The 11,934-nt window shown below is 72.1% G+C and carries 10 protein-coding genes; 5 read left to right on the top strand and 5 right to left on the bottom strand.

The features are described 5' to 3' along the window. Positions 1-213: 213 nt before the first annotated feature. Positions 214-1,053 (bottom strand): tetratricopeptide repeat protein, encoded by an 840-nt coding sequence (locus tag ACFQV6_RS32115; protein ID WP_378031396.1) that lies wholly within the window; start codon positions 1,051-1,053, stop codon positions 214-216. A gap of 113 nt (positions 1,054-1,166) precedes the next feature. Continuing rightward, complete coding sequence (locus ACFQV6_RS32110) at positions 1,167-1,652, bottom strand: MarR family winged helix-turn-helix transcriptional regulator (RefSeq protein WP_378031395.1); 486 nt, start codon at positions 1,650-1,652, stop codon at positions 1,167-1,169. Positions 1,653-1,775: 123 nt separating this feature from the next. Between ACFQV6_RS32110 and ACFQV6_RS32105 the strand changes: the two genes are divergently transcribed. Further along, positions 1,776-3,854, top strand: a complete 2,079-nt coding sequence (locus ACFQV6_RS32105; RefSeq protein ID WP_378031394.1) for an MMPL family transporter — start codon at positions 1,776-1,778, stop codon at positions 3,852-3,854. Positions 3,855-3,907: 53 nt separating this feature from the next. Here ACFQV6_RS32105 and ACFQV6_RS32100 read toward each other — a convergent pair whose 3' ends face one another. After that, positions 3,908-5,062 (bottom strand): LLM class flavin-dependent oxidoreductase, encoded by a 1,155-nt coding sequence (locus ACFQV6_RS32100; RefSeq protein ID WP_378031393.1) that lies wholly within the window; start codon positions 5,060-5,062, stop codon positions 3,908-3,910. A gap of 47 nt (positions 5,063-5,109) precedes the next feature. On the opposite strand from ACFQV6_RS32100, the gene ACFQV6_RS32095 reads away from it, so the two are divergent. After that, entirely contained in the window at positions 5,110-6,342 is a 1,233-nt protein-coding gene (locus ACFQV6_RS32095) for a sulfite oxidase (protein ID WP_378031392.1), read from the top strand. On the opposite strand, the gene ACFQV6_RS32090 is transcribed toward ACFQV6_RS32095, so the two are convergent. Further along, the gene (locus ACFQV6_RS32090; RefSeq protein ID WP_378031391.1) at positions 6,297-7,247 is read right to left on the bottom strand and encodes an anti-sigma factor RsbA family regulatory protein; all 951 of its coding nucleotides are present in this window, start codon (positions 7,245-7,247) and stop codon (positions 6,297-6,299) included. The two genes, ACFQV6_RS32095 and ACFQV6_RS32090, sit on opposite strands and share 46 nt — an antisense overlap. Further along, the gene (locus ACFQV6_RS32085; protein WP_378031390.1) at positions 7,244-8,035 is read right to left on the bottom strand and encodes an MEDS domain-containing protein; all 792 of its coding nucleotides are present in this window, start codon (positions 8,033-8,035) and stop codon (positions 7,244-7,246) included. The genes ACFQV6_RS32090 and ACFQV6_RS32085 overlap by 4 nt, the downstream gene beginning before the upstream one ends. 86 nt (positions 8,036-8,121) lie before the next feature. On the opposite strand from ACFQV6_RS32085, the gene ACFQV6_RS32080 reads away from it, so the two are divergent. From ACFQV6_RS32080 to ACFQV6_RS32070, 3 genes are all read left to right on the top strand, one after another. Next, the gene (locus ACFQV6_RS32080) at positions 8,122-9,159 is read left to right on the top strand and encodes a LacI family DNA-binding transcriptional regulator (protein WP_378031389.1); all 1,038 of its coding nucleotides are present in this window, start codon (positions 8,122-8,124) and stop codon (positions 9,157-9,159) included. An 82-nt stretch (positions 9,160-9,241) separates the two neighbouring features. Then, positions 9,242-10,909 (top strand): glycoside hydrolase family 13 protein, encoded by a 1,668-nt coding sequence (locus tag ACFQV6_RS32075; protein WP_378031388.1) that lies wholly within the window; start codon positions 9,242-9,244, stop codon positions 10,907-10,909. Between the two features lie 100 nt (positions 10,910-11,009). Continuing rightward, a complete protein-coding gene (locus ACFQV6_RS32070) occupies positions 11,010-11,813 on the top strand; it encodes an SAM-dependent methyltransferase (RefSeq protein ID WP_378031387.1) in 804 nt (267 codons plus the stop codon). The last annotated feature ends 121 nt before the right edge of the window (positions 11,814-11,934 follow it).

Here is an 11,934-nt window from a genome sequence, read left to right as displayed (position 1 = left end):
GCGCCCGAACACCCCCCTCACGGCCAGCCGAGCCACCCGGCTGGCGCTGAGAGCTGTGTCCGGCGCCCCCGGGGAGCAGCGCGGGGCGGCTGGCCGTCAGCGGGGCGGGGCGGCTGGCCGTCAGCGGGGCGGGGCGGCTGGACGTCAGCGGGGTGGGGCGGCCGGCGCCCGGTGCTGGCTCGCGGGGGTGAGGCAGCACCGGGCGCCGGCTGGTCAGGGGCGGTGGAGGAGGCGGGCGGCCAGGGTGGTGGAGGCGGCGGCGGTGAGGAGTCCGAGGTAGACGCTGGTCTCGGCGAGGACGAAGCCGGTGATGTCGAGGACGGCGACCGCGCAGAAGGCGGCGAGGAACCAGATCGTTGACACCCGGGCCACGTACGCGAGGGCGTCCCTGGTCGGCGGGATGCGGACGCCGAGGTGGCCGCTCGGCTGGATGCGCAGGGAGTCGGCGAAGTCGTCGGAGGCCACCGCCAGGGACGGGGCGTCGGTGACACCGCGCATGGCGGACTCGAAGCGGGACAGGGCCAGCTGGGCGCCGGTGTGCTCCGGGGCCAGGCTGAACGCCTTCATGACGGCTTCGCGGGCGCTGAGCGGGCGGCCGATGGCGAACAGGGCGAGGGCGTACGTGACGTACAGGTCGGCGTCGTAACCGGCGAACTCGACCGCGATCCGCAGGCCCTCGGCCGCCTCGGCGGTCTGGCCGGCGGCGAGCCGGGCCTCGGCGAGGCGGTTGTGCAGGCGCGGGTTGCCGGGGTCGTCCTGGCAGGCGGCGTAGGCGGATTCGATCGCCTCGGCGTGCTCACCGAGTGCGGTGCAGGCGCGGCTGACCCAGAAGAGCGACTCGGCACCGTCCGGGTCGAGTTGCCAGGCGGCTCCCGCCGCGCGCAGGGCGCCCCGCGGGTCGCCGAGGTCGAGGCGCGCCCGGGCCATCCGGTGCCAGGCGGCGATGTTGCCCGGCTCGCGCCCGACGAACGGGGCGAGCAGGTTGGCCGCGTTGTGGGCACGGCCGCGGGCCAGCAGGGCGTCGGCTTCGATCAGCAGGGGCTCGGTTCGCACGCCGGATGAGATCGGCGCCGGGGGCATGCACTTGCGGAACCCGGCCGTTGCGTCCCGGTTGCGCCGGACAGAAGGCGCACAAGAGCCGGGGCGTGGGGACTGACCAGAAAAGGTCAGCCGGAGCGGAGTTCATCGCGGTAGGCGGTCAGGGCCTTGGCCATCCCGCCCAGGAAGCGCTCGACCGCCCGCAACTCCTCGACGCTGAACTGCTCCATCACCGCGTCGGTGTGCGGGCGCAGCGGCGTGAAGAACGCCACAGCCAGCGACATCCCGGCATCGGCGTAGCGCAGGTGCACCACCCGCCGGTCGGTGCTCTCCCGGGTGCGGCGCAGGTGACCGCCGCGCTCGAGACGGTCGATCAGCGCGGTGGTGGCGCCGGAGGACAGGCCCATCGCCTCGCCCAGGCGGCCGGGGGTCAGCGGGCTGCCGTCCCGCTCGGCCCGCATCACCGCGAGCAGGGCGTGCATGTCCGTCGCGTGCAGCTGGTTGCGGTTGGCGAAGGCGTGCCCGATGTGCTGCGCCTCGCTGCTGTACGTGTTCAGCAGGTCGACGAGTTCCCTGCGCAACCGCTCCCGCTCAGCGGTCTCCTTCGCTTCCACGGGGGTAAGTGTTGCAGATGTCCGCCCAGTCGTGAACAATCTCGATTGTAAAGATTCTCGTTCTTGGAGTATTCATGAGATGGCACAGCGTCAAAGGGGCATCGGCGTGAAACGGGCTCAGGCATGAAGGGCATCGGCTTGAAAAGGGCGTGGGCCACCCTGTTGCTGGCCCTCGTGCTCGGCGGGCTGGTCTTCGCCTTCGCCGGCTCGACGCGGACGGACAACGATCAGACCTCCTCGCTGCCGGCCTCGGCCGAGTCGACCCGGGTCGCCAAGCTGCAGAAGGAGCTGCCGTCCGGCCGCACCAACCCGGCGCTCGTCGTGATCGCCAAGGGCGGCGCCGAGCTCACCGACGCCGATGTCGCGAGCGTTCAGGACCTCGGCCGGCCGATCTTCTCCGAGGACCGCAAGGCCGCCCTGATCACCGTGCCGCTGCCGGCCAGCGGTGACAGCGACGAGACCATCCGCGTCGTCGACGAGCTGCGGGCCACGGCGAAGGACGGCCTGCCCGCGGGGGTCACCGCGCAGGTCACCGGCGGGGCCGGGTTCGGCGCCGACCTGGCGAACAGCTTCAGCGGCGCGAACACCCGGCTGCTGATCGTCACCGTCATCGTGGTCACGGTCCTGCTGCTGGTGACGTACCGCAGCCCGATCCTGTGGATCGTCCCGCTCTTCGTCGTCGGTTTCGCCGATCAGCTCGCGGCGAAGGCCATCGCGCTCTACTCCGAGCACACCAGCCTGGCGATCAACGGTTCGACGACGGGCATCGTCACCGTGCTGGTGTTCGGCGCGGGCACCAACTACGCGCTGCTGCTGATCTCCCGTTATCGGGAGGAGCTGCACCGGCACGAGAACCGGTTCGACGCCATGTCGAGGGCGCTGCGCGGTGCCGGCCCGGCCATCGCGGCCAGCGCCGGTACGGTCATCCTCGCCCTGCTCACCCTCCTGCTCGCCGACCTCAGGACGAACGCCGCGCTCGGTGTCACCGCCGCCACCGGTGTCCTGATCGCCGCGGTCTTCGCGCTCGTCGTGCTGCCCGCCGCGCTGGTGGTCTGCGGCCGCGGCCTGTTCTGGCCGTTCATCCCGCGGATGGGCCAGGGCGGCCCGGAGGACGGCAAGGGCTTCTGGGCCCGGATCGCCCGTACGGTGGTCCGCCGCCCCGCCGCCGTCACCGCCCTCGCCGTCGTGGTCCTCGGCCTGCTGGCGTCCGGCGCGATCGGCACCAAGGTCGGCCTCTCGCAGACCGAGCAGTTCCGGGTCGAGGCCGAGTCGGTGGCCGGCCTGGAGACGCTGAGCCGCTACTTCCCGGCCGGTGCCGCCGGTCCCGCCGTCGTGCTGGCCCCGCCGGACAAGGCCGAGCAGGTCCTCGCCACGGTCAGCGACACTCCCGGCGTCGCTCAGGCCCGGATCGGCGAGCGCACCGATGCGCAGGTCAGCATCAGCGCCGTGCTGGAGGCGGCACCGGACACCGCCGAGGCCTTCGACACCATCCGTGACCTGCGCGACCGGGTCGGCGACGACGCCCTGGTCGGCGGCAGCGTGGCGACCGCCCTGGACACCCGGGACGCCGCCCGCAGCGACCTGGTGACGATCGTGCCGGTGATCCTGATCGTGGTGCTGCTGGTGCTGATCGTGCTGCTCCGCGCCCTGGTCGCGCCGCTGCTGCTGATGGCCACCGTGGTGCTGAGCTTCCTGGCGTCGCTGGGTGCCGGGTCGTGGCTGTTCCGCAACGTGTTCGACTATCCGGCGCTGGACAACTCGGTACCGCTGTTCTCGTTCCTGTTCCTGGTCGCGCTCGGTGTGGACTACAACATCTTCCTGGTCACCCGGGCCAAGGAGGAGACGCCGGCGCGCGGCACCAGGGAGGGCATGGTGCACGCCCTCGCGGTCACCGGCGCGGTGATCACGAGCGCCGGCATCCTGCTGGCGGCCGTCTTCGCCGTGCTCGGGGTGCTGCCGGTCGTCACGCTCACCCAGATCGGTGTCATCGTCGGCATCGGGGTGCTGCTGGACACGCTGCTCGTCCGTACCGTCTTGGTCCCCGCCCTGGCCACCCTCACCGGTGACCGGTTCTGGTGGCCCGGCCGCCCGCAGGACGAAAAGCCCGAAGCGACCGGCGGCGACGTGCCGCCACCGGCCCTGCCCGCCGACCGGGAAGCCGGGGACCGCACTCCGGCGGCCGCCCCCGCCGAGACCGCCTGAGCCACCGTCCCCGGAAACTGTTCAGGCGCACGCCGGGCTCATCCTGGAAACCGTCAGGAAGCGGCGGCCGGCGCCTGAAGCGGAACTCCGGCGAACGGAATCACCGCGGGCGCCGTACCGTTCTCCCCCGCCGGGTGCTGCCACACGCCGCGGCGGCGCAGCTCCGGCAGCACACCCTCGCCGAACCAGTACGCCTCCTCAAGATGCGGATATCCGGAGAGGATGAACTCGGAGATGCCGAGGGCCGCGTACTCCTGAAGGCGATCGGCCACCTCGGTGTGGCTGCCGACGAGCGCGGTGCCGGCGCCGCCGCGGACCAGGCCGACGCCGGCCCAGAGATTCGGCGAGACGACCAGGCCGTCGCGGTCGCCGCCGTGCAGGTCGAGCATCCGGCGCTGGCCCTCGGACTCGCTGCGCCGCAGCCCCGCCTGCACCTTGGCGATGTCGTCGGAGGAGACGTTGCGCAGCAGGCGGGCGGCCTCGTCCCAGGCCTGGTCGGCGGTGTCCCGGGTGATCACGTGCAACCGGATGCCGAACCTGATGTCCGGCTTGAGGGTGCGGATCCAGGCCAGCTTCTCGGCCACCTGCGCGGGCGGTTCACCCCAGGTCAGGTAGACGTCGGCGTGGTTCGCGGCGACCGGCCCGGCCGCCTTCGACGAGCCGCCGAAGTAGATGGCCGGCGGCAGGTCGGGAACCCGGGCGAGCCGCGCGTCCTCCACGCGGATGTGCTCACCCTCGTGGGTGACGGTCTCACCGCGCAGCAGGGCGTTGACGACACCGAGGAACTCTCCGGTGCGCGCGTACCGCGAGTCCTTGTCGAGGAAGTCGCCGAACTGGCGCTGCTCGTGGGACTCACCGCCGGTGACCACGTTGAGCAGGAGCCGGTTGCCGGACAGCCGCTGGAAGGTGGACGCCATCTGGGCGGCGAGGGTCGGTGAGATCAGCCCGGGGCGGAACGCGACGAGGAACTTGAGCCGCTCGGTGACCTCGGTGAGCATCGCCGTGGTCAGCCAGGCGTCCTCGCACCAGGCGCCGGTCGGGGTGAGCGCGCCGACGAAGCCGAGCTGCTCCGCGCTGCGCGCGATCTGGCCGAGATATTTGATGGTCAGGGGGCGCACGCCACCGGCCGAGCCGACCGGCGTGCCGTGCCCGCCGCCGACGATGTCGCGGCTGTCGCCATTGGTGGGAAGAAACCAGTGGAAGTCCATTCCCGGAGACTACCTACATGTCCTATGGACTGGATAGGATGCCCGGCATGAATGAGGGCGAGTACGACGAGCGTCGGCTGCAGGACTTCCTCGCCGGGCGGGCGCGCGGCTTCTCACGGCGCGATCTGCTCAGAATCGGCGCCGCCGTGAGCGTCGCCGGCACGGGCGTGGCTGCCGCGGCAACGCCCGCCGGGGCAGTCGAAAAAGCCGCCACCATCGTCAAGCCGCTGCCGCCGGAGCTGTTCCGGGTGCACGGCACCAACGCCGAGACCCGCTGGTCGGCGCTGAGGGATCAGGGCTACCACGTGCCGGTGGACAGGTTCTTCGTCCGCAACCACACCAGCACCCCGATCATCGACCCGGCCGGCTGGCACCTGGAGGTCTCCGGGTCCGGGCTGCGCGGTGCGGCGGCACAGTTCACCCTCGAGGACCTGAAAAGGCTGCCGGGCGAAACCCGTACAGTCGCTGTCGAATGCGCGGGCAACGCCCGCAGTTACTACACCACCCAGCAGGGCCAGACCGTTTCCGGCACTGCCTGGGGTCTCGGCGCCGTCGGCGTCGCGCGCTGGCGCGGTGTCCGGCTCTCCACCGTCCTGCGCCGCGCGGGCCTGAGCCGCCACGCCCTCGACGTGCAGCCCACCGGCCTCGACGCGAACTTCGTCAGCGGCGGCGCCGACCTCGGGCCGGTCCGCCGCCCGCTGCCGCTGCGCAAGGCACTTGACGACGTGCTGCTCGCCTACGAGATGAACGGCGAGCCGCTGCCGGCCGACCACGGTGCGCCGGTCCGCGTCGTCGTGCCCGGCTGGATCGGCATCTCCTCGATCAAGTGGGTGGGCCGGATCGAGGTCTCCGCCGAGCCGCTCTTCTCGCCGTGGAACACCCAGTTCTACCGGCTGTTCGGCCCCGAGTTCCCGGCCGAGGGCCTGCCCTTCGACCGCCAGGTGATCAAGAGCGCGTTCGAGCTGGACCCGGGCGCGACCTTCGCCGCCGGTGTGCGGACCCGGCTGACCGGCCGTTCCTGGTCGGCGAGCGGGCCGGTCAGGAAGGTCGAGGTCAGCACCGACGGCGGTACGACCTGGCGCCGGGCCCGGCCCTACGGCGCGACGCCGGGCGGGGTCTGGCAGCGCTGGGAGCTGGACTGGACGCCCGCCGCGGGCGCACACGAGCTGCTGGCCCGCGCCACCGACGTCAAGGGCAACACCCAGCCGGACGTGGCCCGGTTCAACACCCTCGGCTACGTCTTCGACGCCGTGGTCCGCGTGCCCGTGTCAGCAGCCTGAGAGCCGGCCGTCAGGCGGACGGTGAAACCGTCGGCGTCCCGCTCCAGGGCGACGTGGTCGCAGAAGAGGTGGCTGAGCCACAGGCCGTTGCCGGCGGCCTGCACCAGCCCGGCGAACGGGTCGCCCGGACCGGGGCCCTCGTCGGTCACCGTCACCACCACCCGGCCGCCGCCCTGCCAGGCCCGCAACCGCACCGCTCCCTTGCCGTGCCGGTGCGCGTTGGTGACCGCCTCGGTGATCCCCAGCAGCATCCCGTCCAGGGCCGGGCCGGTGACCAGCCCGCGGACCGCGTCCCGCGCCACCGCCCCGGACGGGTCGATCAGGTCGGCCACCGGCGCGGTTGCCTGCAGCGGGTCGGGCCGCACCGGGCGGGGCTCGCCGAGGTAGCCGGCCGGGTCGGTGTAGTCCCGGTTCACCGCGTACCGGCCGCCGGGCAGGAAGCTGTGCGGGTGGGTGCGCCGGACGTCGGTGAGGACCCTGTCCGGCGTGACCCGGGTGTCGTAGACGCACAGGCTCCAGACCGGGAACTCGTCGTAGACGTGGTTGACGGCGGACTCGTACCGCGCCCACCAGTCCCAGGCCGGCCCGAAGACCTCGCGGGGCGGCTCGCCGAGGATCCGGACCCGTGGCGCACCATCGGCGAGGTGGCCGCCGATCAGGTCCCGGTACTGCCGGATCAGCGCGGCGGGACGGGTGTAGACGGTGTCGGCGTCGAGGAACGTCACGCCGCCGCCGGGCGGCAGGGCGGCGCGGATCAGGCTGGTGGTGCACCCGCCGAGGGTCACCACCGCCGGTTCGCCCACGGTGATCCCGCCCCGCAGGAACGGTACGGCGACACCCAGCAGGTGCTCGGCCGAGTCGTGACAGACGGCGTCGTGGCGGTGCCCGCCCGGGAGCGGGCTCATCCGGCCTCCTCGACCCGCAACCCGGTCAGGCACAGCGCGTCGGCCATCGGCGCCACGGTCCGCAGCCGGGTCCGGATCACCACGGTCAGCGACCGCCGCTGCGCCTGCCGGTGCAGCGCGATCAGGCCACGGTGGGTGATGAAGCCCAGGTCCTCGGCGTGCATCAGTATCTCGCCGCCGGCCGGGCGCAGGTCGGCCCGCTCGAAGAGCGCGAGGAAGAGGTCCTCGGCCGAGGCGTCCACCTCACCGGCGAGCACGGTCTCCGACGACGTGCGCCCGGCGTACAGCTGGAACGGCACGCCGGGTGCGTTGGTCCGCTGGTGCACGCCGGCCAGTTCCGCGACGGCCCGGTCTCCCAGCTCGGCCCGGTCGTAGACGCAGACCGCCCGCAGCGGGGCGGTAAGCATGTAGCGGCCGATCGCGTACTCGTACCTGACGAAGGCGTCGAGGCGCTGCCGCGTGCGCACCATCGGCGTCGCGTCGGCGACCACGCGCAGCCCGGTGTACCCGGCGGCCACGGCCTCCTCGGTGGCCGCCACGTAGGACGACATCTGGGCGACCGGGTCGAACGGCTGCTCGGGGCAGTAGACCTCCAGCGGATCAAGGACCTGGACGGTGCCGGGTGGCCAGGCCGGGGCCTCGTCCAGCAGCCATCCGACGGCACCGTTGGAGCGGGGCCCGGGTACGTACCAGACCCGTTCGCCCGCTAGCAGGCCGGCATGCAGGAAAGACCGTGCGTTCAGCACGAATTCCTGGTGATCGTCATACGACCAGCAGGTGTGCATCATGGGCCCCAGGGTGCCACGGCGCGCTCCGCAGTGGCAGAACGTCGCCCGTCCGGGGGATCCCGCCGGCCTGGCGATAGGGTCTTGTCATGCCGTCGAGAAGGGCCAAACCGACGTCGAGCGACGTGGCGGCGGCCGCGGGGGTCTCCCGCTCGGCGGTGTCGTTCGCCTTCAACAACCCGCAGCGCATCTCGGTGGCCACCCGGGAGCGGATCCTCGGCGTCGCCCAGCAGCTCGGGTACGCGCCCAGCACCCTGGGCCGGATGCTGCAGGCCGGCACCACCGGCTCGATCGGGGTGCTGCTGCCGCAGCGGCTGGCCCGGGTGCTGGAGAACCCGTACTACTCGCGGTTCCTGATGGGCGCCGGGCAGATCTGCGACCAGGAGGGTTACACCCTGCTGCTCACCCCGCCGCTGCAGGACTCGGTGCTCAGGGCGATCCCGTACGCGGCGGTGGACGGCTTCATCGTCTGCGGCCTGGAGAAGGACCGCGGCGAGGTGGCCGAACTGGAGCGTCGCGGCATCCCGTTCGTGCTGATCGACAGCGACCGGCACGAGGGCGCGCCGAGCGTCGAGGTGGACGACCGCGGCGGCGCCCGGGAGGTGACCCGGCACGTGCTGGAGCTGGGGCACCGGCGGCTCGCGGTGCTCTCCATCGGGGCCGAGCGGGAGGCGCTGGCACGGGGCAGCTACGGGCCGATCGCGCGGCGGCTGGCCGGGATCGGGGACGCTCTGGACGAGGTGGGGCTGAGCCTGGCCGGCGTGCGGCTGGCCGAGGTGCCGGTCACCCGGGCGGACGGCTATCGGGCCGCGCGGGAGCTGATGGCGGCGGGCGAGCCGCCGACGGCGATCCTCGCGCTGTCCGACGTGCTGGCGTACGGGGCCGTGGACGCTTTGCAAGAACTTTCCGTCGATGTTCCCGGCGACGTCTCCGTGACCGGTTTCGACGATCTTGCGGAGTCGGCGTGGTTCCGGCCGCGGCTGACGACCGTACGGCAGCCGATCGTCACGAAGGGCCGGATGGCCGCCGACTTCCTGGTCTCGGCCATCCGGGGCGAGGCTCAGCATCCGCACCAGACACTCGGCACCTCGCTGATCATCCGAGATTCCACCGCAAAAGCCCCATAACGGCATACTGCAAGAACTTGCTGCAAGAAAGCAGCCGTCTTGCTATGTAACACGAGTTAGTTGCCTGCTACCTTCCTGATCCATGACAGACGCACTGATCGCACCGCCCGCCGTGGAGGCGCCGCCCGCATCCTGGTGGCGCAACGCGGTCATCTACCAGATCTACCCGCGCAGCTTCGCCGACTCGAACGGCGACGGCATCGGTGATCTGCCCGGCATCACCGGCCGGCTGCCCTACCTGCGTGACCTCGGCGTGGACGCGGTCTGGCTCTCACCCTTCTACTCCTCACCGCAGGCGGACGCCGGTTACGACGTCGCCGACTACCGCACCGTCGACCCGATCTTCGGCACCGTCGCGGACGCCTCCGAGCTGATCACCGGCGCACACGCCCTCGGCCTGCGCGTGATCGTCGACCTGGTGCCGAACCACTCCTCCGAGGAGCACGAGTGGTTCCGCAAGGCGCTCGCCGGTGGCCCCGGGTCGCCGTTCCGCGAGCGTTACCACTTCCGCACCGGCAAGGGCGACAACGGTGAGCTGCCGCCGAACGACTGGCCGTCGATCTTCGGCGGGCCGGCCTGGACCCGGGTCGCCGACGGCGAGTGGTACCTGCACCTGTTCGCCGCCGAGCAGCCGGACTTCAACTGGGAGCACCCGGCGGTCCGCGACGAGTTCAAGACCATCCTGCGGTTCTGGCTCGACCTGGGTGTCGACGGCTTCCGCGTCGACGTGGCGCACGGCCTGGTCAAGGAGGACGGCCTGCCGGACGTCGGCTCGCACGCCGAGTGGCACCTGCTCGGCGTCGGCGAGAGCCCCTGCTTCGACCGCGACGGCGTGCACGAGATCTACCGCGACTGGCGCCGGATCCTCGACGAGTACCCCGGCGAGCGCATCGCGGTGGCCGAGGCGTGGGCACCCAGCCTGGCCCGGGTCTCCCACTACGTGCGCGGCGACGAGCTGCACCAGGCGTTCAACTTCAGCTACCTGGGCACCGCCTGGAACGTGCACGAGCAGTGGCAGATCATCGACGAGTCGCTCGCCGCGATGCGTACCGTCGGCGCGCCCACCACCTGGACGCTGTCGAACCACGACGTGGTCCGGCACACCACCCGCCTGATGCAGGCCGGCGAGGGCGAGGTGGCCGGCCGCAAGCCCGCCGAGGTCGACCAGGAGGCCGGCCTGCGCCGGGCCCGCGCCGCGTCCGCGCTGATGCTGGCGCTGCCCGGTTCCGCCTACGTCTATCAGGGTGAGGAGCTCGGCCTGCCCGAGGTCATCGACCTGCCGCCGGAGGTGCGCCAGGACCCGGCCTTCCACCGCGCCACCGGCCAGGACGGTTACCGCGACGGCTGCCGGGTGCCGATCCCGTGGAGCGGGACCGCCGCGCCATACGGCTTCGGCCCGGACGGCGGCGGCAGCTGGCTCCCGCAGCCGGACTCGTGGGCCGGGCTGAGCGTCGCTGCCCAGGCCGGGGTGGACGGTTCCACGCTGGAGCTCTACCGGGCCGCGCTCGCCGTCCGCAAGGCACACCCGGCGCTCGCCGGCACCGACAACCTGCGCTGGGTGCCGGCACCGGCCGGCGTGCTCGCCTTCGAGCGCGACGGGGCGGAGAACTTCCGCTGCACGGTCAACATGGGCGACCAGCCGGTCGCCGTCGGCCGCCCCGGCGAGTTGCTGCTGGCCAGCGGCCCCCTGGACGGCACTCCGGACAACGTGGTGCTCCCGCCGGACACCACGGCCTGGTGGTCGATCTGACCACCCGGTGAAAGGTCCCGGCCACCCCAGGACGGTGGGGGTGGCCGGGACGCACCACCGTCCTGAGTGGATCATGCAGGGGCGCGTATGCTTCCCGGCTATGACCGATCACGACGCCGTGAAGCTCGACACCAGCGTCCCGCACTCGGCGCGGGTGTGGAACTACTGGCTGGGTGGCAAGGACAACTACCAGGTGGACCGGCAGGTCGGCGACGACTTCGCCAACCTGTACCCGGACATCGCCGTGGTGGCCCGCCAGTCGCGCGCGTTCCTCAAGCGTGCGGTCACGCACCTGGCCGTCGACGCCGGGCTGCGGCAGTTCCTCGACATCGGCACCGGCATGCCCACCGCGGAGAACACCCACCAGGTGGCCCAGGCGGCCGCGCCCGAGTCGCGCATCGTCTACGTCGACAACGACCCCCTGGTGCTCGTGCACGCGCGGGCGCTGCTGACCGGCACGCCGCAGGGCGCGACCGAATATGTCGACGCCAACCTCCACGAGCCCGCCAAGATCCTCGACGCCGCGAAGGGCACGCTGAACCTGGACGAGCCGGTCGGCCTGATCCTGATGAACATTCTCGGTCACGTCCCCGACCTGGACCAAGCCGTGTCGATCGTCCGGGCCCTGCTCGCCGGCCTGCCCTCCGGCAGCTACCTGGTCACCGCCGACGGCACCAACGTCATCGACGGTCCCGCCTTCGAGGAAGCCATCGGCGTCTGGAACGCGAACGCGCCGCTGAGCTACCACCTGCGCCACCCGGATCAGCTCGCGCGCTATCTCGAGGGCCTCGAGGTGCTGGAGCCGGGCCTGGTCCCGTGCGCCGGCTGGCGACCGGCGGCGGGCGCCGCACCCGACGAGCTCCGCGCGGTCGACGAATACGGCGCGGTAGCACGCAAACCCTGAGATCCAGGCGTTCCTCCAGCAATCACTTTCGGTCAGGCTTACGTCTCGCCTACCGCTCCTTTTCCGGTACGACCCACGTAGAGTCCCCGAACTACCGGCGGGACGGCCAGGAGTTCCCTCC

Source organism: Actinoplanes sp. GCM10030250, assembly GCF_042666575.1.
In the GTDB taxonomy this organism is placed as follows: domain Bacteria; phylum Actinomycetota; class Actinomycetes; order Mycobacteriales; family Micromonosporaceae; genus Actinoplanes.
Note: the sequence above shows the minus strand (reverse complement) of the source record. Positions and strands in the feature narration are given on the sequence as shown.

What these genes read in the sequence shown, in the direction of transcription:
- ACFQV6_RS32105 (WP_378031394.1), top strand. Translation starts at nt 1,776, where the DNA reads ATGAAGGGCATCGGCTTGAAAAGGGCGTGGGCCACCCTGTTGCTGGCC.
- ACFQV6_RS32100 (WP_378031393.1), bottom strand. Translation starts at nt 5,062, where the DNA reads ATGGACTTCCACTGGTTTCTTCCCACCAATGGCGACAGCCGCGACATC.
- ACFQV6_RS32095 (WP_378031392.1), top strand. Translation starts at nt 5,110, where the DNA reads ATGAATGAGGGCGAGTACGACGAGCGTCGGCTGCAGGACTTCCTCGCC.
- ACFQV6_RS32090 (WP_378031391.1), bottom strand. Translation starts at nt 7,247, where the DNA reads ATGAGCCCGCTCCCGGGCGGGCACCGCCACGACGCCGTCTGTCACGAC.
- ACFQV6_RS32085 (WP_378031390.1), bottom strand. Translation starts at nt 8,035, where the DNA reads ATGATGCACACCTGCTGGTCGTATGACGATCACCAGGAATTCGTGCTG.
- ACFQV6_RS32080 (WP_378031389.1), top strand. Translation starts at nt 8,122, where the DNA reads ATGCCGTCGAGAAGGGCCAAACCGACGTCGAGCGACGTGGCGGCGGCC.
- ACFQV6_RS32075 (WP_378031388.1), top strand. Translation starts at nt 9,242, where the DNA reads ATGACAGACGCACTGATCGCACCGCCCGCCGTGGAGGCGCCGCCCGCA.
- ACFQV6_RS32070 (WP_378031387.1), top strand. Translation starts at nt 11,010, where the DNA reads ATGACCGATCACGACGCCGTGAAGCTCGACACCAGCGTCCCGCACTCG.